Genomic DNA, 25027 nt, shown 5'->3' on the forward strand with positions numbered 1-25027 from the left:
TAACTGTGGACGATTTTAACCAGCAACTTTCCCTGGTGGTGCTCAACAGCGAACAGCTCGACGGCAGCCAGCAGGTGCAGTACCGCTTCGACGAGATGGGGGGGACCCTGGGGGCCTCCGAACAGGATGACTGGCAACTGCGCGACAGGCTGGGGGCCGTTATGCCCGCCCACGCCCGCATCGAGCTCAACGACGGTCGCTTCTGCCTGTGCGATCTGAGCGGCCAGACCTATATCAACGGTGCCACTTCGCCCATCGGGCGGGCCCGCAAGGTGCATCTGGAGCAGGGGGACGAGCTCGTGGTCGGCCCGTTCCGGCTGCGCGCCTATCTGGGGGCCATCACCCCCGAGCAGAGCCTGCAACAGGTGCTGGGCAACCGCCCCACCGAGCAGCTCGACGAGTGGCTGACCAGCGATGAACCCGTCGTACCTGCTGACGATCCGCGCACCCTGGCGGCCGATCCCTTGCTGGCATTGCAGCAGGAGCGCAGGGCGCCCAATCCGTTGATGGATGGCCCGCTGGCGGACGGTCGCCTGCAGGCTTCACTGCGTTCACAACCGGATGTGGACGTTCCCCCTCTTGCCCCTTTTTCTGCTGTCGAGAACACCATGAACCAAGAATTTCTGGATATGCCCGCCATCGAGAACCACCCCGATTATCAGCTGTCGCTGGACGGCGTCGATCACGTGGCCCTGACCCCGCTGATGCGCGGCCTGGGTCAACCTTTGCAACTGCAGGACACCCAGCAGGCTCACGACATGCTCGAAGAGATGGGCAAGACGGTGCGGGCCATGGTGGAGGGGCTGCTGCAGCTGCAAAACGAACAGGCTGCGCTGGCGGACAAGCACCTGCGCCCCATCGAGGACAACCCGCTGCGTCTGGGCCTCGATTATGACGAGACCCTGGCGGTGCTGTTTGCCGAGCAGAAGAGCCCGGTCCACCTGAGCGCACCGGCGGCGGTGGCCGAGAGCCTGCACAATGTGCGGATCCACCACGTGGCGAACCAGCAGGCCATCGGCGCAGCCCTCGACAGCATCCTGCAGGCGTTTTCGCCGCAGGCCCTGCTGGGGCGTTTCGAGCAATACCGCCGCAGTGGTGCACCGGGCACGGCTGATGAAGGCTGGGCCTGGGATATGTACCAGCACTACTACCGCGAGCTCACCTCCGCCCGTCAGCAGGGGTTCGACAAGCTGTTCCACCAGGTGTATGCCCAGGCCTACGACCAGGCCGTGCGTCAGCAACAGGGACTGATTTGATGATACGTGCGCTGATGCTGGGCGCCGCGCTGCTGGCCCTGGCAGGTTGTACCACCATGGGCAAGATGGCCGACGTGGCCATGAACCCGGATATCCAGGTGGGCAGCAATGACAGTCAACCGACGACCCTGGGGCTGAGCCTGCTGGCGGAGCCGGACGTCAACCCCAACGAGAGCGGGGAGGCGGCGCCCATCGAGTTTCAGGTGGTGCTGCTGGCGGAGGATTCCAAGCTGCTCGCCACCGACTACGACCAGGTGACCGCGGACGTGGAGAAGGCCCTTGGCAAGAACTACCTGGACCATCAGGACTACACCCTGCTGCCGGGCCAGTTCAAATACCTGCCCCCCATCAAGCTCGACGAGAAGACCCGCTACATCGGGGTGATCGCACGCTACGCCGACCCCGACAGCGCCGAGTGGCGCAAGGTCATCAAGATCAAGAGCAAGGGAACGGCTTATCAAATCCTGGTGCACCTGCGCCTGGATGAAGTGGAACTGCAAAAAGAAGAAGAATAACCATGTCGAGTCGAAATCGGGTTATCTGGCGTGAGGGGTTGTTCATCAAGCCCCAGCACTTCCAGCAACAACAAAGACATTCGGATTATGCGCTGCACGCTCGCCTGAGTGCGCTGTCCGACTATTTCTATGGCTTGCAGTCGCTCGCCATCAACGAGGATTACCTGGGCTTTGGCCGCATCGCCCTGGTGGGGGCCACCGGCATCCTGCCGGACGGCACCGTGTTCAACATCCCCAATGACGATGTGCTGCCGACCCCGCTGGAAGTCACCGACGCTTCGGTCGCCAACCAGAAGGTCTATCTGGCGCTGCCGCTCTCGGTGAGCGGTGTCAACGAGGTCAATCAGGGCGGCCAGGTGGCCACCCGGTTGCAGGCCCATCGCCACGACGTGCGCGATCTGCACAGCGAAGGGGGGGACGTGGTCTCCCTCGAAGTGGGGCGGGTCAGCCTGCGGCTGATGCTGGAGCGGGAGGATCGCAGTGCCTACGCCTCTTTGGCCATCGCCCGCATTCTGGACAAGCGTCCGGACGGCGGCCTGGTGCTGGATCCCAACTTCATGCCCTGCAGCATCAGCGTCTCCGCCATCCCGACCCTCAAGCGCTTCCTCGGTGAGTCGGCCGGGTTGGTCGCCGAGCGGGCCCGCAGCCTCTCCCAGCGCATCGCCGCGCCGGGTCAGCAGGGGGTGGCCGACGTGGCCGAGTTCATGATGCTGCAACTGCTCAACCGGGCCCAGCCCCAGCTCTCCCATCTGGCGCGCCTTGGCACCCTGCACCCCGAGCGGCTGCACGAGGCGCTGGTGCAGCTCTGCGGCGAGCTGATGACCTTTACCGACGAGTCTCGCCTGCCACCCGAGTTCCCCGCCTATCGCCACGACGATCAGCAGGTGAGCTTCGAGCCGGTGATGCTGGCCCTGCGCCAGGCGCTCAGCACAGTGCTGTCGCCGCGCGCCGTCTCCATCCAGCTGCGCAAGCACCAGTACGGCATCATGGTGGCCATGGTGAACGAGAGCGAGCTGATGACCAGCGCCGACTTCGTGCTGGCGGTGCGAGCCCGCATGCCGCAGGAGCAGCTGCGCAAACAGCTGCTGCAGCAGACCAAGGTGGCCTCCAGCGACAAGATCCGCGAGCTCATCAGCCTGCAGCTGCCCGGCATTCCGCTGCTGCCGCTGCCGGTGGCGCCGCGCCAGCTGCCCTATCACGCCGGTTACAGCTACTTCCAGCTCGACCGGCAGAGCCCGGCCTGGCAGATGCTGGCGGTGGGCAACACCCTTGCCTTCCACATCGCCGGCGACTTCCCCGAGCTCGACATGCAGCTCTGGGCCATTCGCAGCCAGTGATCGCACCAAGGAATAAGCAGAGATGACCACGGACATTATCAAGAACGAGCAACTCAGCGATCTGCTGTTCGATCATGCCGAGCAGCTGGACATGGATTCGGACTACTGGTTCCGCCTGCGCGGCCAGAGCATCAATCCGATGATCGATGCGGTGACCCCCTTGCTGGGGCTGGTGCAGCGGGTACGCCTGCTGTCGCGCTACGACCGGGTGCCCGAGCTCTACCAGCGGGTGGTGACCGAGATCCAGGCCATCGAACAGGAGCTGATGGCCCAGGGCTACGAGAACGGGGTGGTGCTGTCGTTTCGCTACATCCTCTGCACCTTCATCGACGAGGCCGTGATGGGCCGCGACTGGGGCAGTCAGAGCGAATGGTCCGAGCACTCCCTGCTGACCCGCTTTCACAACGAGACCTGGGGCGGCGAGAAGGTGTTCGTGCTGCTGGCCCGCCTGCAGGAAGACCCGGTGCGTTATCGCGACATTCTGGAGTTCATCTACCTCTGTCTGTGCCTCGGTTTCGAGGGGCGCTACAAGGTGATGAGCAAGGGACAAGGCGAGTTCGAGCGCATCGTGCGCCAGCTGCACAAGCAGTTGGCCCCCGAGGCCGGCGGCGAGGCGCCCAGCGTGTTTCACCTCGATCTGGGGCAGCAGGCCTCCCGCTATCGGCTGCGCAAGCAGGTCTCCCTGCGCAGCCTGTTCATGGGTGGCGCGCTGATCCTGGCGCTGATCTTTGGCCTCTATCACCACCAACTCAATAACCAGACCCAGGACGTGCTGCGTCAACTGGGCGAATTATTAAAATAAATACTTAAGGAGAGCACGCCTTGATTCGTATAGAGCTACCGGTACTGGTGGAAAGACTCAACCCCATCTGCCGTCACATGCTGGAAGAGGCTGCGGCCCTCTGCGTCAACCACCAGGGAGCCGAGATCCGCATCGAGCACCTGCTGCTCAAGATGCTGGAGACCCCGCTGAGCGATGTGCGCCAGATCCTGAAGGTGGCCGAGGTGGAGGTGGAAGAGCTCAAGACCCTGCTGCAACCGTCCGCTGCCGACAACGGCTATGGCCAGGGTTACCCCTCCTTCTCGCCCATGCTGGTGGAGTGGCTGCAAGACAGCTGGCTGCTCGCCTCCGCCGAGCGGCCTTGTTGCTCAAATCGGGGAACTATCTGTCATCTCGGTGATCTGATCCTGTAGCGCAGTCTCCGAGAGCATCAGATGGGCAAGTCCAAGCACAAGATCAGCAACTGGCAGCAGTACAACCAAGCCTTGGTGCAACGCGGTTCGTTGACCATCTGGATGGACGAACAAGCCATTAAGCAGTGGCATTGCCTGGTCCACCATGGCCGCCGAGGGAGAGGTTTCCACTACAGTGACACCGCCATTGAGACGGCCCTGATGCTAAAAGGCTTGTTCAAGTTGCCGCTGCGGGCGCTAGAAGGCTTCATTAACTCGTTGTTCCAACTGATGGCGGTGCCTTTGCAGTCGCCGGACTATAGCTGTATCAGCAAGCGCGCCAAGACCGTCGACATCAAGTACCGCCTCCCCAGCCAAGGCCCGGTGGCTCACTTGGTCATTGATGCCACCGGCCTCAAGGTCTATGGCGAAGGCGAATGGAAAATTCGCAAACACGGCAAGGAGAAGCGACGAGTGTGGCGCAAGCTCCACTTGGCGGTGGATGCCACAACCCATGCGGTCATCGCTGCCGAAGTCAGCCTGGAGACGGTGGCGGATAACGAGGTGTTACCGACGTTGCTCAACCCCTTACGACGCAAGATAAAACAGGTCAGCGCCGATGGTGCGTATGACACCAAGGCCTGTCATGCGCTACTGAAGAAGAAGGGGGCGAAAGCCACCATACCGCCGAGAAAAAATGCGGCACCGTGGGAGGAAGACCATCCCCGCAACGAGGCGGTGACGGCGCTCAAGGCCGGTGAACTGAAGCAATGGAAGAAAGACTCCGGCTATCACCAGCGCTCGATAGCCGAGACCGCCATGTACCGGTTCAAGCAACTCATCGGGCCAACGCTGAGCCTGCGGAACTACAACGCCCAGGTGGGCGAAATCCTGGCTGGCGTGAAGGTGATGAACAAGCTGATAGGGCTTGGTATGCCTGTTCGCCAGCCAGTGAATTGAGTGGTATCAACGGGTTGGGGAACGGCCATCCAGCGACGGATTTGATCAACAACGCCCCGCCGAGCTGCAACATGCCCAGCTGCGCAGCGGCGTCATGCTGCTGGTGCTGCTGATGACCCCCCAGCGCTACCTGCCTGGCTCGGTGACCCGCCTGCTCGCCAAGGTCAATCGCGAGCTGCTGCGCCAGCAGTTCGATGAGTGGGTCAAGGAGTCTGCCGAGACGCAAGTGACCACCGCCTCCGGCGGCAAGACGGCCCAGGCCGCCCTGCCGGCCGATGCCAGCTTGCTGGCCCGCTTTACCGTCAATGTGACCGAGCAGGCCCGCCAGGGCAGCCTGGATCCCGTGCTCTGCCGGGATCATGAAATCGACCTGATGATCGACATCCTCTCCCGTCGTCGCAAGAACAACCCCATCGTGGTGGGGGAGGCCGGGGTCGGCAAGAGCGCCCTCATCGAAGGGTTGGCCCTGCGCATGGTGGCGGGCCAGGTGCCCGAGAAGCTGCGCGGGGTCGAGCTGATGACCCTGGATCTCGGTGCCATGCAGGCCGGCGCCTCGGTCAAGGGAGAGTTCGAGAAACGCTTCAAGGGGGTGATGCAGGAGGTCAAGGACGCCGTGCAGCCTGTCATCCTGTTCATCGACGAGGCGCACACCCTGATCGGTGCCGGCAACCAGGCCGGCGGGCTGGATGTCTCCAACCTCATCAAGCCGGCGCTGGCCCGGGGCGAGCTGCGCACCATCGCCGCCACCACCTGGGGCGAGTACAAGAAATACGTGGAAAAAGACGCGGCCCTGTCGCGCCGCTTCCAGCTGGTGAAAATCGGTGAGCCCGATGCCGACGAGGCCACCGTGATCCTGCGCGGCCTGCGCAGCATCTACGAGAAGGCCCACGGGGTGCTGATCGATGAGGAGGCGCTGCAGGCAGCCGCCCAGCTCTCCGCCCGTTACATCTCCGGCCGTCAGCTGCCGGACAAGGCTATTGACGTGCTCGATACCGCCTGTGCCCGGGTAGCCATCAACCTCACCACGCCGCCGCGCGCGGTCAGCCACCTGCAAAATGCGCTGCGCCAGCGTGAGCTGGAGATCCGTCAGCTGGAGCGCCAGAGCCTGATAGGTCTCGGTGACAACGCAGAGCGCCTGGCCGAGTTGCAGGCGGCCCAGCAGGCTTGCCGTGAAGAACTGGCCGAGCAGGAGGCCCGGTGGCAGCAGCAGCAGGGGCTGGTACACCAGATTGTCGAGCTGCGCGCAGCCCTGCTGGCCGATCAGCAGGATGAGATGCTGGCCAGAGAGGCGCTGGATCTCGCCGATGCGCCGCTCGATCCGCAGGCCGCTGCCGAGCAGCTGGCTACCTTCGAGCGCGAGCTGGCCGAGCTGCAGCAAGGAGAAGTGCTGGTCTCCGCCCACGTCGACAAGACCCAGATTGCCGCCGTCATCGCCGAGTGGACCGGGGTGCCCCTCAATCGCATCTCGCAAGGGGAGCTGGACGTGGTGACCCGATTGCCGGAGTACCTCGGCGAGCTCATCAAGGGGCAGGATGTGGCGGTGGCCCACCTGCACAAGCACCTGCTCACCGCCCGCGCGGACCTGCGTCGTCCCGGCCGTCCGCTCGGGGCCTTCCTGCTGGTGGGACCGAGCGGGGTCGGCAAGACCGAAACCGTGCTGCAGATTGCCGAGCTGATGTTCGGTGGTCGCCAGTACCTGACCACCATCAACATGTCCGAGTATCAGGAGAAGCACACCGTCTCGCGCCTGATCGGCTCGCCGCCCGGCTATGTCGGTTTCGGCGAGGGGGGCGTGCTGACCGAGGCCATTCGGCAGAAGCCCTATTCCGTGGTGCTGCTGGACGAGGTGGAGAAGGCCCACCCGGACGTGCTCAACCTCTTCTATCAGGCGTTCGACAAGGGCGAGCTGGCGGACGGGGAAGGGCGCATCATCGACTGCAAGAACGTGGTCTTCTTCCTCACTTCCAACCTCGGTTTCCAGACCATCGTCGATCATGCCGAGCAACCGGACGTGCTGCTGGATGCCCTCTATCCGGAGCTCGCCGCCTTCTTCAAACCGGCGCTGCTGGCGCGCATGGAGGTGATCCCCTATCTGCCGCTCGGTCACGACACGCTAGTGCAGATTGTGGGCGGCAAGCTCAACCGGCTGGTCAAGCTGCTCAAGGAGCGCTTTGGCGCCGAGGTGGTGCTGGACGACGAGGTGGCCGAGGAGATCCTGCTGCGGGCCAATCGCAGCGAGAACGGTGCCCGCATGCTCGAGTCCGTCATCGACGGTGCCCTGCTGCCGCCGGTCTCCCTGCAACTGCTGCAGCGCCTCTCGGCCGGTGACCCCATCAAGCGCGTCCACTTTTCCGTGGTCGATCATCAGTTTGTGGCCGAGGTGGGGGCTTGAGTATGGAGCAAGCCCTCGCATTTGCCCTGGCCCTCACCGCCCAGCGTGATGAGCCGCACCTGTGCCACTGGTGGAGCTCGACCGTCCATGCCAGCTTCCAGCCCAGGGGGCTGCTGCTCGGCATGCTGGATGTGAGCGGCCGTCAGCTGGAGTGCCAAGGCTGGGTCAGGGGGAAGGAAGTGGCGCTGGGGCTGGCGGTGGACGATTTTTCCCACCCGCTTGCCTATGTGCTGCACAAGGCCCAGTCCCGCACCTGGGACTCCCTCTACGGCGGAGCACGCATCGAGCACGCCGGTTTTCGCGCACTGCTGGCCAACCTTGGCCAGCAGTGCGGGTTGCATGCGTATCCGCTGCTGGACGGCAATGGCAAGCCGTTTGCCGTGCTGGCCCTGATGGATGAAGGGGAGGTGCTGCGGGCCTGGGCCGATGGCTCCGAGCTGGCCCAGCTCTCCCAGGTCTTTTGCAACCAGCTCACCCTCATTCGCGATCTCGGTCGCAGCCGGCGGGATCAGGGGGTACTGCGTGACTCCCTGCGCCAGATGAAGGGGGAGGGGGAGCGGCTGCGTCAGCACGAGAAGCTGCTCGGCGATCAGCTGGTCGGCCAGTCGGCGGTGATCCGCGGGCTGCGCGAGCAGATCAATCAGGCTGGCCAGCACAAGCTGACTGTGCTCATTCAGGGGGAGACCGGCAGTGGCAAGGAGGTGGTGGCACGGCTGGTGCACCAGTGCTCCGATCGCGCCAACAAGCCCTTTGTGGCCATCAACTGCGCCGCCATCCCGGAGAACCTCATCGAGAGCGAGCTGTTTGGTTACCAGAAGGGAGCCTTCTCCGGCGCCCTTGCCAACAAGACCGGGCTGGTAGCCCAGGCCAACGGCGGCACCCTGTTTCTGGACGAGGTGGGGGACATGCCGGCTGCCATGCAGGCCAAGCTGCTGCGGGTGCTGGAAACCCGCAGTTACCGACCGCTCGGGGCCGAGCAGGAGTATCACTCCGATTTTCGCCTCATCGCCGCTACCCATCAGCCGCTGACCCGACATGTGGAGGAGGGGCAGTTTCGGGCCGACCTCTACCACCGTCTCTGTCAGTGCCTGCTGCTGATCGCCCCCATGCGCGAGCACATGGATGACGTGCCGCTGCTGTGCCAGCACTTCATGGCCCAGTTTGCCGCCCAGGATGGCAAGACGCTCGTCGGTTTGCAGCGCAAGTTCTTGAAACAGCTGCAGACCTATGACTTCCCCGGCAACGTGCGCGAGCTGCGCAACCTGCTGGAGGTGGCCTGTGCCCATACCCGTCACGGGGAGGAGGTGGGGCTGGAGGCGCTGCCGCCGGAGTTGCGTGAGCGGGTCTGCGTCGAGTTGCCCGGCACCATGGACGACTACAACCACATCCGTGATCTGCGCCGGGCCATGCAGCAGTACGAGGCCTCCGTCATCGAGGCGCGGCTGCGTCACTTCCAGGGCAATCGGATGCTGGTGGCCGAGAGCCTCAACATTCCCAAGCGCACCCTGGATCACAAGTGCCAGAAACTGGAGGTGAACTGATGAGCATCCTCGGCTTGTTACCGCTGCTGCTGGCCACCAGTGCGGCCGAGGTCCCGCTGGACATGGCGCGCTGGCAGGCCTGCCGGCAGGAACCCTCGCCGCTGGTACGCCTCGCCTGCTACGACGCCATCGGCAATGGGGCGGTCAGTGCAGCCGAGGGGGCCGCCCCCAAGTCGGCGGCCTGGCAGGCCATCTGGGCCCAGGAGCAGGCTCGGACGCCAGCGAGCGCGCCCTTCCTGTTGCAGAGCGACGCCGGCAGTGGCAGTGAAACCCTGACCCGCCCGGCACTGCGGGGGGCGACCCTGGCCATCGGCTGCGTCGACAGCATCACCCATATCCGGCTGCGGCTGGATCAGCCCTGGAGCGGCGAGAAAGTGCAGGTCGAGCTGGATGGTCAGCCGAGTGCTGGCTCCCAGAGCTGGTTTATCCGGGATCAGGGGCTGTTGCTGGAATATGGCCGCGGCCTGCCCGCCATCGAGGAGCTCAAGCGCTGGCAGGGCCATCGCGAGCTGCAGGTGCGGGCCGACAACGGCGCCCTCTTGCGGGTCGATTTGAGCGGCCTGAAAGAGGCGCTGGCACCGCTGCGTCAGCAGTGCCGCTGGTAGGAGGGGCGATGAGCTATCAACACCCCTGGTGTGCACGCCTGCTCACCAGCCTGCCGGATGATCAGATAAAAGGCGCCGTGCTGGCCGACGAGCCGCGCTGGGACTACGTGGAGACCGAGCTGGTCAAGCTGGGATCCCTCGCTCACAGCCAGGTGGATCTCAATGCGGTGGCCGAGGCTTGCCTCGGCTTGCTGGAGAGCCGCACCAAGGACATGCGGGTGCTGGCCCAGCTGCTGCGCTGTCTGCAGCATCCGGCCAAGGCGACCCCGCTGGGGGCGGCGATCAGCCTGCTGGAGGCCTGGATCCAGGCTTACTGGCTGCTGGCCTGGCCCGGCAATGCCAGCCAGAAACAGCGGCTGATGGTGCAGATCGTCAAGCGCTTCGAAGGGGCCCTGCCGCGCATTTGCGAGAGCGCCTCGGCTGCCGAGTTGGCCCAGTTGCTGGCCCAGGCCGAGCAGCTGGAGCGGGTCTGGCTGGCGCAGTGTCCCGACAAGGGGGAGCTGCTCGACCCGCTGGTGATGGGGCTGAAGCGGGCCCAGCGCCAGCAGGTGGCACAGGCCGAGGCCAATGCCGCCGGGCAGCCGCAAAGCAGCGGCGCGGCGGCAGCGGGCTCCCCGGCCTCGGCTGCGTCGACCGCCAGCGGTGCCGGCGCCATGGGGCTCAGCGGCGGTGGCGGCAGTGCCGGCGTCGACGTCGACAGTTCCAACGATCGCGCCTGGCGCCAGACCCAGCTCAAGGTGGCGGAGCTCCTGATCGAGCGCCAGCCGGAGGCGGCGGTGGGCTATCGGCTGCGCCGTCACGCCGTCTGGGCCGGGATCACGGCGGTCCCCATGAGCGGGGCGGGCAATAAAACCCCGCTGGCGCCCATGTCGGCGGACATGGTGGACGAGTACCGCGCCGCCATGAACGCCCCTGATCAGGGGCTCTGGCAGCGCATCGAGCAGAGCCTGACCCTGGCGCCTTACTGGTTCGAGGGGCACAGGCTCTCGGCCGAGGTGGCCCAGAAGCTCGGCTTTGGGGCGGTGGCTCAGGCGATCGCCGAGGAGCTCGGCACTTTTCTGCAGCGCCTGCCGGCCCTGCGGGAACTGGCCTTCAGCGACGGCTCGCCGTTTCTCTCCCCCGAGTGCAGCCGCTGGCTGCAACCGGCCAAGAGCGGCAGTGCGGGCAGTGGCGAGGCGGGGCTGGCCGAGGAGGTCGCCCAGCGCCACGGCGAGCAGGGGATCGCGGCGGCGCTCGCCCTGCTCGATGAGCGGATTGCGCAGTTGAAAGAGCCAAGAGATCGCTTCCACGCCTTGCTGGTGCAGGCGGAGCTGTTGGCGCAGGAAGGCATGGAGGCGCTTGCGCGCCAGCACTATCAACACTTGTGGCAAGAGGCCAGTCGCCTCGGGTTGTCGCACTGGGAGCCCGGGCTGGTCAACCGCCTGGAGAGCCTGGCGGCGCCGTTGTCGAAATGAATGCCGAAATGAGTCATTGAGTCGGAGTTGGATCACATTTTATGTTCAAAACCATTTTTACTTTTCTGCGGCAACAGCTGCCGAAATTGAAACCCTCCTGGCCCCTGCTCGGTGCTGTGCTCTGGGTGCTGGCTCTCATCCTGGTGTGGTGGCTGGGCCCTCGTCTCGAGGTGCACGGCGCCAAGCCGTTCGAGCCGCTGTGGGGGCGGGTGGTGTTCACCCTGCTCTGGCTCTGGTTGCTGCTGGGAGTGGTCTCCTGGCGAGTGTGGCGCAAGATGCAACAGCTCAAGGCCGAGCGTCAGCACGAGGTAGTGCTGGAGCAGGACCCGGTCAAGGGGCTCATCGACAGGCAGGCGCTGTTCCTCGATCGCTGGCTGCAGGCGTTGAATACCCATCTGGGCAAGGGGGCGCTCTACGCCATGCCCTGGTATCTGGTGCTGGGGCTGCCCGGCAGCGGCAAGAGCAGCCTCATTCACCGCGCCAACCCGGCCAACAAGCTCAACCCGAGACTCGATACCGAACTGCGCGACGTGGCGCAGGATCAGCTGGTGGATTGCTGGTTGGGGGAACAGGCAGTGATGCTGGATCCCGCCGGGGTGCTGCTCTCCCAGAGCGAAGCCGAACTGGATCCGCAGGCGCGCAAGCATGAGCGGCTCTGGCTGCACCTGCTTGGCTGGCTCAATGAACACCGCCGTCGCCAGCCCCTCAACGGCCTGGTGCTCACCGTGGATCTGGCCTGGCTCTCCCACGCCAGCGTGGCCGAGCGCAAGGCCTATGCCCAGCTGATGCGCTCGCGCCTGCAGGAGGTGTCAGCCACCATGAATACCCGGTTGCCGCTCTATGTCGCCTTCACCAAGCTCGATCTGCTGCGCGGCTTTGACGTTATCTACCAGCAGCTCGACAAGGAGGCCCGCGAGGCCGTGCTGGGGGTGACCTTCAAGCCGGGCGCCGACTGGCAGCAGGATCTGGCCCTGTTCTGGGATCAGTGGGTGGACAACCTCAACCAGAATCTGCCCGAACTGATGCTGAGCCGGCTCGATGCCGCCCAGCGCAACGCGCTGTTCTCGTTCGTGCGCCAGCTGGCGGGCCTCAAGGATTACGTGACCAGCCTGCTGGCCGAGACCCTGGCCATCGAGGAGAGCAAGCCACTGCTGGTGCGCGGGGTTTATGTCAGCTCCGTCTATCAGCAAGGGGTGCCGTTCGATGCGTTTGCCCAGGCGGCTTCCCGCCGCTACAACCTGCCAGAGCCCATCCACTCGGCCCTGCGCGGGGAGTCCAACACCTATTTCGTGCGCCAGCTGTTCTCCTCCATCATCTTCCCGGAGGCCCATCTGGCCGGCGAAAACCGGCTGCATACCCTCTATCGCCGGCGCCGCATGGCCATCGGCCTCAGCTGTCTGTCGCTCTTCTCGGCCGCCCTCATCGGTGGCTGGCACTACTTCTACCGGGTCAACGAGGAGGCGGGTCGCAACGTACTGACCAAGGCCCAGGCCTTCATGGAGATCAACGAGGTGGCCGACGCCCACGCCTTCGGCGTGAGCCAGCTGCCGCGCCTGAACCTCATTCGCGAGGCGACCCTCTCCTTTGGCAACTACCGCGAGCGGATGCCGCTGGTGGCCGACCTCGGCCTCTACCAGGGGGACGAGATTGGTCCTTATGTGGAGGGCTCCTACCTGCAACTGCTGAGCCTGCGCTTCCTGCCGGCCCAGATGCAGGGATTGCTGGCGGATCTTAACCAGGCGCCTGCCGGCAGCGAGGAGAAGCTCGCCATCCTGCGGGTGATGCGGATGCTAGACGATGCGTCCGGTCGCAACAAGGAGCTGGTAGCGCAGTACATGGCGAGCCGCTGGCAGAAGGCCTTCCCGGGGCAGGGAGCGGTACAGGAGCAGCTGATGGGGCACCTGGACTATGCCCTTGACCACACCAACTGGTATGGCGCCAGGGCTGAGCGGGATCAGGCCGCCATCACCGCCTTCGTGCCGTTCAAGGAGCCGGTCTACGGTGCCCAGCGCGAGCTCGGCAAGCTGCCCATGTATCAGCGGGTCTACCAGAATCTGGTGGTGAAGGCGGGCGATGTATTGCCGCCGGATCTTAACGTGCGTGACGAGGTGGGCCCCACCTTCGACACCGTGTTTGCCCTGCGCAGCGACAACGCCGGCCAGGTGCCGCGGTTGCTGACCTGGCCCGGTTTCAACGACTTCTTCCTGAAACAAGACAAGGCGCTCATCGATCTCACCGCGATGGATGCCTGGGTGCTGGGCCAGCGCAAGCTGAGTCAGTTGAGCGAGGCGGATCGCAAGGAGATCACCCGTCAGGTCAACGACCGTTACGTCACCGATTACGTCAACCAGTGGCAAAAACTGCTGACCAATCTGGACGTGCAGACCCTGGAGAGCCCGGAGCAGGCGCTGGACGTGCTTGCTGCCATCACTGGCAACGATCAGCCGTTCCAGCGGGTGCTGGCCTCGCTGGATGACAACACCCGCATTCGCAAGATCTCCGACGTAGAAGGGGACCCGGCCCAGGCCATCAGTGCCCGCATCGGTCGTCCCTTCATGGCCACCAACGCGGCGCTCAGCGGCCGCGGCGAGCAGGGGCCGCTCATCTCCGAGGTCAACCAGAAGCTGGTGGAGCTGCAGCACTACCTGGAGCTCATCGTCAACGCCACCGAGCCGGGTCAGTCCGCCTTGAAAGCGGTGCAGCTGCGCATGACCAACAAGTACGCCGATCCGGTGTTCGCGCTGCAGCAATATGCCCGCAGTCTGCCGGCCCCGCTCGATCGCTGGGTGGGTCAGCTCTCCGAGCAGAGCTCTCGGCTGGTGATCGACCTAGCCATGTCCTCCCTCAACCAGGAGTGGCAGGACAAGGTGCTGGCCCCCTTCAACAGCCAGCTGGCCGGTCGTTATCCGTTTGATCCGAGCTCGAACAAGGACGTGCCCCTCTCCGAGATGGAGCGCTTCTTCGCGCCTAACGGAACGCTGGACAGTTTCTATCAGGTCAACCTCAAACCCATGGTGGAGAGCGGCCTGATGGAAGGGGAGTTCAGCTCGCCCATCCAGGCAGAGCTGGTCAAGCAGCTGGACCGTGCGGCCCGCATCCGTCAGATCTTCTTCAGTCAGCAGGGCAACCTGGAGGTGCAGTTTGCCCTCGAGCCCATCGAGCTCACCGCCAACAAGCGGCGCAGCGTGCTGAACCTGGACGGCCAGCTGCTGGAATACGCCCATGGCCGTCGTACCAAGATCCCGCTGGTGTGGCCCAACACCATGCGCGATGGGGCCGAGAGCAAGATCACCCTGGTGCCGGCCGCCCGCGAGCGCTCACCACGCAGCGAAGGCTTCGTCGGCCCCTGGGCCATGTTCCGCCTGATGGACAAGGGGGAGCTGACCCAGGTCAATGACGCCACCTTCGATGTGCGCTTCCCGGTGGATCAGGGGGCCATGACCTATCGCGTCTACACCGACAGCGCGCAAAACCCCTTCACCGGCGGCCTGTTCAGCCAGTTCAGACTGCCCGAATCCCTTTATTGATCGCGTCGGGGGCACGTTGTGCCCCCTTCCTGCGTTGGAAGTTCATATGTCACAGAATCAACAAGGTCAGCAGGCCCTGAAAGTGGGGCGCGACCCCAGGATGTTGCCGGAGTACGAGGCGCTGCGGGCCGAGATCAACAAGCTCAGCCACGCTTCGCGCCCCGAGGTGGACTGGCAGCGGATCCATCAGCTTGCCAGCCTTATCTTCGAAAAACACGGGGTGGATCTGCAGACCGCCATCTACTTCACCCTGGCCCGTTCGCGCCTGCAGGGGCTGAGCGGTTTTACCGAAGGGTGCGAGTTTCTCGCCAACCTCATCGTCACCCAGTGGGAGAGCTTCTGGCCGCCGGTCCATCAGGAGCGGGCCCGCATCGAGATGCTCGACTGGTTCATCGCCCGCATCAGCGACGTCATTCGCCAGTACCAGATCAGCCACGAGGACAAGCGGCTGATCTATCGCTGCGAGCGCGCGCTGCAGCTCATCAGCGAGAAGCTGCACAACGCGGATCTGAGCCGCATTCCCCGGGTCGAGAATCTGGTGCACTTCATCGAGGGGTATACCCACCTCTTTGACGAGACCGAGATCGTCATCGTCTCCGACGAGCCGGGCCTCAAGGAGGATCTGCAGATCCCGCCCATGGTGTTCTTCAAGTCCGACCTGGAGAGTGACCACGGCGGCACGGTCTCGACGTCGACCCCGCACCTGCCCCAGGGCAGCATTCTGGTGGGGCGCGAGAAGGGGCAGGTCAAGCCCACCGTGCTCAAGATTGAGCAGCACCGCCGGCAGCGCCCCGCCTGGTTCTGGTTTGGCTGCGGCCTGCTCAGCTGCGCCCTGCCGGTGATGGGCTGGCTCGGCTGGCAGCAACATCAGCAGGAGAAAACCGTGGCGGCCCAGCGTCTGGTGCAACCGGCCGCCGAGTTGCCCCGAGCCCTCAACTATGACGACATTCGTCAGGCTCGCATCGTGCTGGGGGAGCAGACCCTGCAGAACATGGAGAGCGATCTGGTGGCCCGCTACCAGAATCAGTTGACCCGGCTCGAGCAGACGTCGCCGCTCTACTGGTATCGCTACGGCGAAGGGCTGCGCAACTCGCTCTTGATGCTCTATCCCGACTCGCTGGCGGTCAAGGCGCTGGACAAGCAGTGGCAGGCACAGCTTGGCGCCCAGCAGGGGGATGTCATCAGCGTGCCCACCTACTTGGATGCCCGCGCCGGGGTGGATGCCCTGCTCGATCAGCTGCTGGAGCTGGAGCGCCAGCGCAAGACGGTGACCATCTCCTACCTCAAATCCCAGCTCTACGAAGTGCAGAAGAACCTGATGCAGAACATTCCGTTCAGTCTGCGCCTCGGTGAACTGGAGGCGAGAAAAGCCTCCCAGGAGCCCATCACGGCTGCCGAGCTCAAGAGCCTGGAAAATGATCTGAAAGCGCTCAATATCCGCCTCTATCAGCTGCAGCAGGGCGCTTCTGGTAGCTGAAAGTGCTGTCATGAGCAAAAAATTGCGCAAGCTGTGGTGAGTTTGACTGGCAAGGCAAGGTTTGCCGGGAAACTTGCCCTGTCTTGCGCAATGGATTGCAGCAGATTGGTCAGATGCCGCGAGCTTGAATCGTAATTGACTGATTTTTAATGTGATTGTGGACGACTTAGCCATGGCATGGAGGCTGCTGGGTCGCCGTTCCAACTGTCTCTGCACCAGACTGCGCTTGCACCATGGTTGCCCCACGGAGAATCCAGATGTGCCCTTCTATTGCATTGCTCGGTGACATCGGCACCGACCACGATGGTTTCCACCCATCCCCCGTGATTGCTGCCAGCCCGGATGTGTTCCTCGATGGCAAACCGGTGGCCCGCCAGGGTGATCCGCTGGCCCCCCACGACAAACCCAACAATCCACCCCATCCGCGCAGCATCTCGGGCGGCGTCGGCTCTGTGCTGGTTAACGGCAAGCCCATCGCCGTGACCGGTACCGCCGTCGGCTGCGGCGGTGTGGTGATTGGCTCAGGCAGCGGACAGGCAGGTTAAGGAGCGCTTCATGGCAGACAGCACAGGATTACAATTTACCGTCAAGGTGGGGGCGCTGCCCGAGAGCACTTTCGTGGTGGTCGAGTTTGCGCTGGATGAAGGGCTGAACCGGCCGTTCAGCCTGCGCCTGGAGCTGGCGAGTGCCCAGCCAGACATCGACTTTGGCGCCGTGTTGGACCAGCCCTGCGAGCTGCTGGTGTGGTACAACGGCGAGCTGCAGCGTCGGGTGTGCGGGGTGGTCAGTGACTTCGCGCAAGGGGACAGCGGTTTTCGCCACACCCGCTATCAGCTCATGGTGCAGCCGGCGTTGTGGCGGCTCTCTTTGCGCCAGAACTCCCGCATCTTCCAGGCGCAGAAGCCCGACGAAATCCTCTCCATCCTGTTGCAAGAGCACGGCATCACCGACTACGCCTTTGCCCTGAAAAACGAGCACGCCAAGCGGGAATACTGCGTTCAGTACTGGGAAACCGACCTCGAGTTCCTCAATCGCCTCGCCGCCGAAGAGGGGATGTTCTACTTCCACGAGTTTGAAGCGGGCAAGCACCGCATTGTGTTTGCCGATGACGCGGCAGCCCTGACCGCTGGCCCCGAACTCTTCTTCAACCTCGGCAACCGTTCCCTCGAGCAAGGCCTCTATGTGCGGCAGTTCCACTACCGCGAGGCAGTGCGCCCAAGCGATGTGGAGCTCAAAGACTACAGCTTCAAGACGCCTGCCTACGGTCTCTCCCACAAGAAGCAAGGCGCGGAGCTCGAGCATCAACGCGATACCTACCAGCACTTCGACTATCCGGGCCGTTACAAGCAGGATGGCAGCGGCAAGGCCTTTGCCCAGCACCGGCTCGATGCCCTGCGCAACGATGCTGTGGCGGGCCAGGCTAAGTCCAACTGCGCGGCCTTGCAGCCGGGGCAGAGCTTCTCGCTCACCGAACACCCCAACGGCAGCCTCAACACCGACTGGCAAATCGTGCGCATCCAGCACACCGGCTTGCAGCCACAGGCACTGGAAGAGGAGGGGGGCAGCGGCCCCACTGTCTACCACAACGAATTCGGGGTAGTAAAAGCGAGTACCACCTGGCGGGCGCGCATCGGCAGCCCGGAAGCCCCTCACAAGCCGATGGTGGATGGCCCGCAAATCGCCATGGTGGTGGGTCCCGACGGTGAGGAGATTTACTGCGACGAGCACGGCCGGGTGAAGCTGCAGTTCCCGTGGGACCGCTACGGCAGCTCCAACGACCAGAGCTCCTGCTGGGTGCGCGTCTCCCAGGGCTGGGCCGGCGGTCAGTACGGCATGATGGCCATCCCGCGCATCGGGCACGAGGTCATCGTGAGCTTTCTGGAAGGGGACCCCGACCAGCCCATCGTGACTGGTCGCACCTACCACGCTACCAATCGGCCGCCGTATGAGCTGCCAGCCAACAAGACCCGCACCGTGCTGCGCACCGAAACCCACCAGGGTGAGGGTTTCAACGAGCTGCGTTTTGAAGACCAGGCTGGCAAGGAAGAGATTTATATCCACGGTCAGAAAGACCTGAACGTGCTTATCGAGAATGATGCCGCCTGGCACATCAAGCACGACCAGCATACCGATATCGACAATGAGCGGGTGACCCGCATCAAGGCTAATGACCACCTGACGGTGGAGGGTGAGAAGCGCGACCAGATAAAAGCCGACTACTCGCTGACGGTGGATGCCAGCCTGCATCAGAAGCTGGGGCAGTCTCTGCTGGTGGAAGCCGGGCAGGAAGTGCATATCAAGGTGGGCGACAAGCTGGTGCTGGAGGCTGGTTCCGAGATCACCCTCAAGGGCGGCGGCAGCTTTGTGAAAGTGGATCCTAGCGGCATCAAGCTGGTGGGCCCCGCCATCAAACTCAATGCCGGTGGCAGCGCAGGGTCAGGATCAGGCTGGGGTGGCAAGGCCCCCGTGGTGCCCAAGGGGGTTGAGGTGGTCAAAGCTCCGGAACTGGTTGAACTGGTCAAAGCCCTTCCTACCGAGAAGGCGATGGAGGCGCTCTTGAAAGAAGAGAAGCCCGGTGCGTTTTATCTCTTTTCTGAATAAGGAAACAGCATGAAGTTTGCATTTCCCATCCTCACTGCCACAGGGGAAGAGTTCAAAGACGTCAAGGCATTGACGGCGCTGATCAATGGCGAGCAATCGGGTCACTATCTTCTTGGCAATCACAACAAATGGCATGGCGGCATTCATATCAGCGACAAGAGTGCCCCTTGGTGCAAGGATAAGTATCCTGTCAGAGCCATGGCCGATGGCAAGGTGGTGGCCTTCCGGATGATGAAGGATTACCTGACCTCTGAATTTCAGGGGGAGTCCTTGCGTTATTCCAACTGCTTCTGCCTGGTACAGCATGAATATTGTGAAGTGAATGCAGAGACCAAGGCGAAAAACGAGTTCACCTTCTATTCGCTCTATATGCATCTTCTGCCTTGGGATCAGTACCAAAGTACCGAGAAGCTGGTACTGAAGAAGGGGTGGAATGCGCGCAATTCCGTTCCCCATGCCAATCCTGATGCCGAGCAGCAACGTGTTGATGCCGCTTTGCCGCGCTTCACGCTACCTAAAAATACCGAACTGGAAATGGACAGTAACACGCCTCCTCAAAAGGGGAGCGTTGGGGGCAAGGAGTATGATTTCATCAAGGTGACGATCAAGAGCAAGCTGTCCAATACCCAGATGAAAGAGGCCGAGAAGGCCGGTGTTGTGGTCAGTCAAGGGAGTTCGGTCTGGATCGCCAATAGTCCGGCTGCTGTTGAGGTGATTAAACCCAACCTGCCTACCTGGCTATTCGATCAGATAGAGGCGGAACTGCTGACTAATATGGTTGGCCGTGCGGATCCTGGAGTTGATGGGCCTACAGGTCGTCCGGTGGTGGGAAAGAAAAGTGTTTCTCTGCCTGCCGGTACCAAGTTGCAGTATGATGCACACCAACTCGAATTCCATTGGGATGGTGACAAGGCGCGCAAGATGGCCAGATGCAAATATGTGACGCCGAGTGTGGACGGTGTGCCAAGTAGTTGTGGTGTCGCCTGGGTATGCGTCGAAGACAAATATATCAAGGCAAATACGCTTCCTCCCTCCCATCTTGGCGAACTCTATGTGTTGCCATCTCCCGTGGCCATTGCCGCAGGTGAGACCATAGGCTATCTCGGCTTGGTGGAAACGCCAAGCTCTCTGATTGGAGGCAAAAAGAGCAAGCATCAAGTCCATCTTGAAGTCTTCACCCAAGATCCTCGTCTTGACGATGTGCTGGCCAACAAGGCGGGAACAAAAGGCGGTGCTACCTATGCCAAGGTCCCGGCGGAACTCGTCTTATACGAAAAGAAAAAGCAGGATGGTAAAGATCTCTGGGTAGCGACTGCTGACAAAAGTCAGGAAGAACTGGTTGAATCACCCACGCTTGAAAAAGATGCCGCCAAGCAGGAGTGGGTCTGTGTTTCGTCAGGAAAGTATGTCAAGAAAGAGTCAGTGGAACTGTTGAGCCAGCATGACTGGCTGAAGATTGGTTTTAAAAAGGTCGATGGTTCAGGCTCCGACGGCTATCTGGATCCTGATGCACCTCCAGCCTTTTTCACCGATCTGGTCAAGAGCTTTGATTCCGATGGCAATGGTGAACTTAACAGTGATGAGATACAGGTTGCCCTGCAAAACATCAGCAATGCAGAAAAACTTCACAAGCTAATCGTCAAGCATCCCAGTGAGTGGTATGAAAAATCATCAGCCAGCAGTTATCTGTGGCTAGATAAATTGATGACAAAAATTGGCCTGCCAGATTTTGACCAACTGGTGGATCACGAAAAACAGCGTATCGATAAGCTGGAGTGGATGCAGAGTGCTGCCAAGTTAAAGCTTGATAAGGCGGTCTGGCATTTTTCACCAATGAAGATGGTTATAAAGGAGGAGGGATTTGATTGGTTGATAAATGTCGATGAATTTGTTCTGAAATATAAAGAAATGCATATGAGTTTTTCAGCAGGAACTCCGGCCCTATCTTCTCAGTCTGAAAAAAACCTCCGAAAGCTTATAGCTAACATTAATAAATACTATGCAAATAATAGCTTGTACAAGGCTAATCTTTATCAGATTGCCTATATGTTAGCAACTGCTAGGCATGAGACATATCATTTTGTTTCCGGTGAGTACTTTAGTGAGAAACCTGAAGTAGGTTCAGTTAGCTATTTTGATAAGTATGACCCAATATTAGCTGATACGCCTAAACGTAGAGAACGAGCAATATTAAATGGAAACACGGTGGAAGGTGATGGATATAAATACAGAGGCCGAGGCTGTGTTCATCTTACATGGAAAAAAAATTATCAGAGAGCAAAAGACAATATTGGTATTGATTTTGTTAACTTCCCTGAGAAGGCCGCCGATTTTGACTATGCAGTTTCGATTATGATATGGGGAATGGAGGAAGGGATTTTTACTGGCTCATCGTTGGATGATTATATCAATGAGTCATCGATGAACTATGTTTCCGCAAGAAAAATAATAAATGGCAATGATGCTGCTGCATTGATTGCATCTTATGCAGAAAAATTTCAATCACTGTTAGAAGTAACATCTATAGCTTCAAAGGAATTCTGATATGTTACGTATGTTATTATTGCTTTTTGTATCTTTTGGGGCTTCATCTCATGAAATAAAGTATAGTAAGGATGATGGGGAAGTTTATGTAATGAATGGTGAGGTGAAAAAATCGTTTGATTTTGATGAAAATAGCTCTGGTAATTCAGAACGGTGGTTCGATTTTTTTAATGGTAAACCGGCTATTGTCAATGATAGTAACTCATTGAATAGTTTTTCATCTTATGCGACATTAATATATCATAATGATGATTTTTACATTGATTGTATTTATATAGAATTTAAAAGCAATAAAAATGGAATTTATGATAAAACAGGGTTTTGTGGTCTAGAAAAAAAGATAGTAAATGGGTATGGAAATGTTGAGAGCTATATAGCATCATTTTCTGATAAAATATCTAGACAGATTAGTGATATTGATACATCTCGTCTTATTAGTGGTAAAAATGATTATCTTGCTATCGTCTCATATAGAGATAAAAATACGACTTTAAATAAAGTGTATGAAAGTAAAGAGTCTCTTATTGCTGGTGATTATGAGTATTTAATTATCTCCGGAGATAGTTGTAAACGCTATAAAAAATCTCCTTGGGTAGTTTATTATGAAAATAAAAAAACAATATCCTTTGAGACCAAGATGAGCAGAAATGGAAATGTTTTTCTAGTTGGCGCTAAATATGAGGAGAATGATGGTTTGTGTATGAATTTTAACCCCGCCAAGGTTGATTCTAGAAAAGCATATATTTATAGAGGTGGAAAGGTAACTACGTCATACCTGATTAAGGGGGACTTTATTAATTATCTTTATAGTGATGATAGTAATCATCTTTGTGAAGTTGTTTATATAAATGAAAAAAATAAAGAAGTAAGCGGTTCTTTATTATGCTCTGATATTAATTTTGGAGTAAAGTAGTCAGTTATGTAGATCATCAGTGTTGGTCTAGTTTGTATAAATATAGTAATCATCTGACACCGGCTTCAAGCCGGTGTCTTGTTTACGCTACTCTAGTGTGTGCTTCTTTCGGTATCAATTTCAGAACCTTCTTGAATATGTGCTAGGAGGGGGGTTGTCTTTCTATTGTTTTGCTCTGATGTCACCTCTGGTGAGTAGTGTTCCAAATAGCACTCCAGGTCTGGCTACATTAACCCCACCGATTCATACCAATTTGATACCCACAAGGTCTGATACGGGTTGCTGGCGACCTCCAGCACCAATACTTATGCCTTTTAGAGTGTCGCCTGTGCGACCCATTGCGGGCATTTTTGCAGCAACGGTTAGGACATTGGGAGAGCGGTTTATGTCTACCGGATTTAAATCGATAAGATTGGATGTTTTCTGAAAGGGATAATGGGGTGGCTGATGGGGCTCGAACCCACGACAACCGGAATCACAATCCGGGACTCTACCAACTGAGCTACAGCCACCACTGAAAATATCCATCAATGTTTGCATCGGGGAGACACATATCATCAATGGCGCGCCCTGCAGGATTCGAACCTGCGACCCACGGCTTAGAAGGCCGTTGCTCTATCCGACTGAGCTAAGGGCGCATTGCCTCGACAAGCCTGGCGGCATGTCGAAAAACCTGGTCGGTGATAAAGGATTCGAACCTTTGACCCTCTGGTCCCAAACCAGATGCGCTACCGGGCTGCGCTAATCACCGAAAATCTCGTCTCCAGCATAGCGACAGCGGCTGTACTGGGCAACGGGCCGGCATCATACCCAAGCGGGAAAGCCAGCGTCAACGAATTTTTCCACCAATGAATTCAAATGCCTACTTATTGCCCTCCATGCGAGAGCCGCTAACACCCGTGGCAAAAAAATGCGACAATGCGCGGCAGTTGAACACATGGTGAGTGAAGAACGATGTCTGCCAAAATCATTGATGGAAAACAGGTTGCGCAAACGATTCGCAATCAGGTCGCAGCGCAAGTCCAACAGCGGTTGGCACAAGGAAAACGGGCGCCGGGCTTGGCGGTCATCCTGGTCGGGGTAGATCCTGCCTCGCAGGTCTATGTCGGCAGCAAGCGGCGCGCCTGCGAAGAGGTAGGCTTTATCTCCCGCTCTTACGATCTGGATACGACGGCGAGCCAGGAAGAGTTGCTGGCACTGATCGATAAGCTGAATGAAGACGCAGACGTTGACGGTATTCTGGTGCAGCTGCCGCTTCCGCCCCATTGTGATACGACTCAGGTATTGGAGCGTATTCGCCCCGACAAGGATGTGGATGGTTTCCATCCCTACAACGTGGGTCGGCTGGCACAGCGTATTCCGGCACTGCGCCCCTGTACGCCCAAAGGCATCATGACGCTGATTGAAGCGACTGGTGTAAAAACGCATGGTCTGCATGCGGTGGTAGTCGGGGCCTCCAACATCGTCGGTCGGCCGATGACGCTGGAGCTGCTGCTGGCAGGTTGCACTACCACTACCTGTCACCGTTTCACTCAAGATCTGGAAGATCAGGTTCGCCGTGCTGACCTGCTGGTGGTGGCAGTTGGCAAACCCAATTTCATTCCGGGTGAGTGGGTCAAACCGGGGGCGCTGGTGATCGACGTGGGCATCAATCGGTTGGCAGACGGCTCTCTGGTCGGTGACGTTGAGTTTGAGACCGCGCGCAATCATGCCTCCTTCATCACGCCTGTGCCGGGCGGGGTTGGCCCCATGACGGTTGCCAGCCTGATGGAAAATACCCTGAGCGCCTGTCAGGACTATCACGACAACGCGCAATGATTTCCTTGTAGTCTGCTCGGGTGAACGAACTTCTCCTGTGAATTGCAGTAATAAAAAAACCGGCAACCTTGCGGCTTGCCGGTTTTTTTATTTATCCAGTTCGACTCTTACATGTTCTGTGCTTCGTTTGGCACAATGACAGAGGCGTGATTGCCTTTCGGCCCCTGCTGCAGTTCAAAGTTGACTGCTTGACCTGCTTTCAACGTCTTGTAGCCTTCCATTTGTATCGTGGAGTAGTGGGCGAAGATATCTTCACCACCTCCTTCCGGACAGATAAACCCAAATCCTTTTGCGTTGTTAAACCACTTGACTGTTCCGGTTGCCATACATCTACATCCTTTTATTGATTACCTTGAAGTCGTTGAGTAACCTGCGCCAGCCCTTTATAACTAGTAACATAGCCCATAGCAGACGGGCGCCGATTAGCAAGTAACCAATCTAGTCTAACTTTTGAGCGAGTCAAGGAGTTGTTAACAACTGATGTGATCTGGTTAACAAGTCTATTGACAATCTTGTGTTAGGCGGTAGTAATCTAGAGGTACCAAAGCGCGATTATGAGCAAGCAGAAAGAACTCTTTGCTAATGAAGAGATTGCAGAAGCAGAGAAAACCAAGCTGCAACCGCCACCCATGTACAAGGTCGTCCTGAACAACGACGACTACACACCGATGGAGTTCGTGGTGGAGGTGCTGCAAAAGTTCTTTGGTATGGATTTGGACAAGGCCACTCAGGTGATGCTGAGCGTGCATTATAGTGGTAAAGGAGTCTGTGGCACGTTCACCGCCGAGATTGCCGAAACCAAAGTGGTCCAGGTCAACACCTATGCACGTAACAACGAACATCCACTGCTGTGTACCATGGAAAAGGCTTGAATCTGATGACTTGATGGCGATGACGACACCACATTGTTGCTG

17 protein-coding genes, 3 tRNA genes and 2 pseudogenes are annotated in these 25027 nt (G+C 59.5%); 18 read left to right on the forward strand and 4 right to left on the reverse strand.

Translation table 11 applies throughout. The features are described from left to right. The first annotated feature begins 5 nt into the window (after window positions 1-5). The 16 genes and pseudogenes from tagH to ACPW75_RS06625 all read left to right on the forward strand — a co-directional run bounded on the left by tagH (window position 6) and on the right by ACPW75_RS06625 (window position 22295). On the forward strand, window positions 6-1256 hold the full coding sequence (tagH, locus tag ACPW75_RS06550) for a type VI secretion system-associated FHA domain protein TagH (RefSeq protein WP_011705717.1): 1251 nt from the start codon (window positions 6-8) through the stop codon (window positions 1254-1256). Continuing rightward, window positions 1256-1771, forward strand: a complete 516-nt coding sequence (gene tssJ, locus ACPW75_RS06555) for a type VI secretion system lipoprotein TssJ (RefSeq protein WP_011705718.1) — start codon at window positions 1256-1258, stop codon at window positions 1769-1771. Before tagH ends, tssJ begins: the two co-directional genes overlap by 1 nt. A 2-nt stretch (window positions 1772-1773) precedes the next feature. Next, complete coding sequence (gene tssK, locus ACPW75_RS06560) at window positions 1774-3108, forward strand: type VI secretion system baseplate subunit TssK (RefSeq protein WP_029301183.1); 1335 nt, start codon at window positions 1774-1776, stop codon at window positions 3106-3108. 22 nt (window positions 3109-3130) lie between these two features. After that, window positions 3131-3910, forward strand: coding sequence for a type IVB secretion system protein IcmH/DotU (gene icmH / locus ACPW75_RS06565; protein ID WP_179101467.1), 780 nt, complete (start codon window positions 3131-3133; stop codon window positions 3908-3910). Between the two features lie 20 nt (window positions 3911-3930). Further along, a pseudogene (locus ACPW75_RS06570) lies at window positions 3931-4245 on the forward strand (type VI secretion system ATPase TssH); the annotation flags it as partial. Window positions 4246-4323: 78 nt separating this feature from the next. Next, a complete protein-coding gene (locus ACPW75_RS06575) occupies window positions 4324-5241 on the forward strand; it encodes an IS5 family transposase (protein WP_024946304.1) in 918 nt (305 codons plus the stop codon). A 58-nt stretch (window positions 5242-5299) separates the two neighbouring features. Then, window positions 5300-7633, forward strand: a pseudogene (gene tssH, locus ACPW75_RS06580) (type VI secretion system ATPase TssH); the annotation flags it as partial. 2 nt (window positions 7634-7635) lie between these two features. Beyond that, the gene (gene vasH / locus ACPW75_RS06585; RefSeq protein WP_077095957.1) at window positions 7636-9174 is read left to right on the forward strand and encodes a sigma-54-dependent transcriptional regulator VasH; all 1539 of its coding nucleotides are present in this window, start codon (window positions 7636-7638) and stop codon (window positions 9172-9174) included. Continuing rightward, entirely contained in the window at window positions 9174-9779 is a 606-nt protein-coding gene (gene vasI, locus ACPW75_RS06590; protein ID WP_077095956.1) for a type VI secretion system-associated protein VasI, read from the forward strand. The genes vasH and vasI overlap by 1 nt, the downstream gene beginning before the upstream one ends. Before the next feature lie 8 nt (window positions 9780-9787). Next, entirely contained in the window at window positions 9788-11233 is a 1446-nt protein-coding gene (gene tssA, locus ACPW75_RS06595; protein WP_077095955.1) for a type VI secretion system protein TssA, read from the forward strand. 41 nt (window positions 11234-11274) lie between these two features. Beyond that, window positions 11275-14760, forward strand: a complete 3486-nt coding sequence (gene tssM, locus ACPW75_RS06600; protein WP_077095954.1) for a type VI secretion system membrane subunit TssM — start codon at window positions 11275-11277, stop codon at window positions 14758-14760. Between the two features lie 46 nt (window positions 14761-14806). Beyond that, window positions 14807-16237, forward strand: coding sequence for a VasL domain-containing protein (locus ACPW75_RS06605; protein ID WP_077095953.1), 1431 nt, complete (start codon window positions 14807-14809; stop codon window positions 16235-16237). A gap of 257 nt (window positions 16238-16494) precedes the next feature. Continuing rightward, window positions 16495-16782, forward strand: coding sequence for a type VI secretion system PAAR protein (locus ACPW75_RS06610; RefSeq protein WP_017411057.1), 288 nt, complete (start codon window positions 16495-16497; stop codon window positions 16780-16782). Between the two features lie 10 nt (window positions 16783-16792). Further along, on the forward strand, window positions 16793-18838 hold the full coding sequence (gene tssI, locus ACPW75_RS06615; RefSeq protein ID WP_077095952.1) for a type VI secretion system tip protein TssI/VgrG: 2046 nt from the start codon (window positions 16793-16795) through the stop codon (window positions 18836-18838). A gap of 9 nt (window positions 18839-18847) precedes the next feature. After that, window positions 18848-21382 (forward strand): hypothetical protein, encoded by a 2535-nt coding sequence (locus ACPW75_RS06620; protein WP_077095951.1) that lies wholly within the window; start codon window positions 18848-18850, stop codon window positions 21380-21382. A 1-nt stretch (window position 21383) separates the two neighbouring features. Next, window positions 21384-22295 carry a hypothetical protein gene (locus ACPW75_RS06625; protein ID WP_143238969.1) on the forward strand — a complete coding sequence of 304 codons (912 nt, stop codon included), beginning with the start codon at window positions 21384-21386 and terminating at the stop codon, window positions 22293-22295. A 436-nt stretch (window positions 22296-22731) separates the two neighbouring features. On the opposite strand, the gene ACPW75_RS06630 is transcribed toward ACPW75_RS06625, so the two are convergent. The 3 genes from ACPW75_RS06630 to ACPW75_RS06640 form a co-directional block, all read right to left on the reverse strand. Further along, window positions 22732-22807 (reverse strand) — tRNA-His (locus ACPW75_RS06630). A gap of 49 nt (window positions 22808-22856) precedes the next feature. After that, a tRNA-Arg gene (locus ACPW75_RS06635) sits at window positions 22857-22933 on the reverse strand. 36 nt (window positions 22934-22969) lie between these two features. Beyond that, a tRNA-Pro gene (locus ACPW75_RS06640) sits at window positions 22970-23046 on the reverse strand. A gap of 203 nt (window positions 23047-23249) precedes the next feature. Here ACPW75_RS06640 and folD point away from each other — a divergent pair. Beyond that, window positions 23250-24113, forward strand: coding sequence for a bifunctional methylenetetrahydrofolate dehydrogenase/methenyltetrahydrofolate cyclohydrolase FolD (gene folD, locus ACPW75_RS06645; RefSeq protein ID WP_077095950.1), 864 nt, complete (start codon window positions 23250-23252; stop codon window positions 24111-24113). A 107-nt stretch (window positions 24114-24220) separates the two neighbouring features. On the opposite strand, the gene cspD is transcribed toward folD, so the two are convergent. Then, window positions 24221-24439, reverse strand: a complete 219-nt coding sequence (cspD, locus tag ACPW75_RS06650) for a cold shock-like protein CspD (RefSeq protein WP_005300025.1) — start codon at window positions 24437-24439, stop codon at window positions 24221-24223. Window positions 24440-24667: 228 nt separating this feature from the next. On the opposite strand from cspD, the gene clpS reads away from it, so the two are divergent. Next, complete coding sequence (clpS, locus tag ACPW75_RS06655) at window positions 24668-24985, forward strand: ATP-dependent Clp protease adapter ClpS (RefSeq protein ID WP_005300028.1); 318 nt, start codon at window positions 24668-24670, stop codon at window positions 24983-24985. Window positions 24986-25027 lie beyond the last annotated feature (42 nt).

Origin of the sequence: Aeromonas sp. FL131 (genome assembly GCF_049860615.1) — a bacterium.
Lineage (GTDB): Bacteria > Pseudomonadota > Gammaproteobacteria > Enterobacterales > Aeromonadaceae > Aeromonas > Aeromonas hydrophila.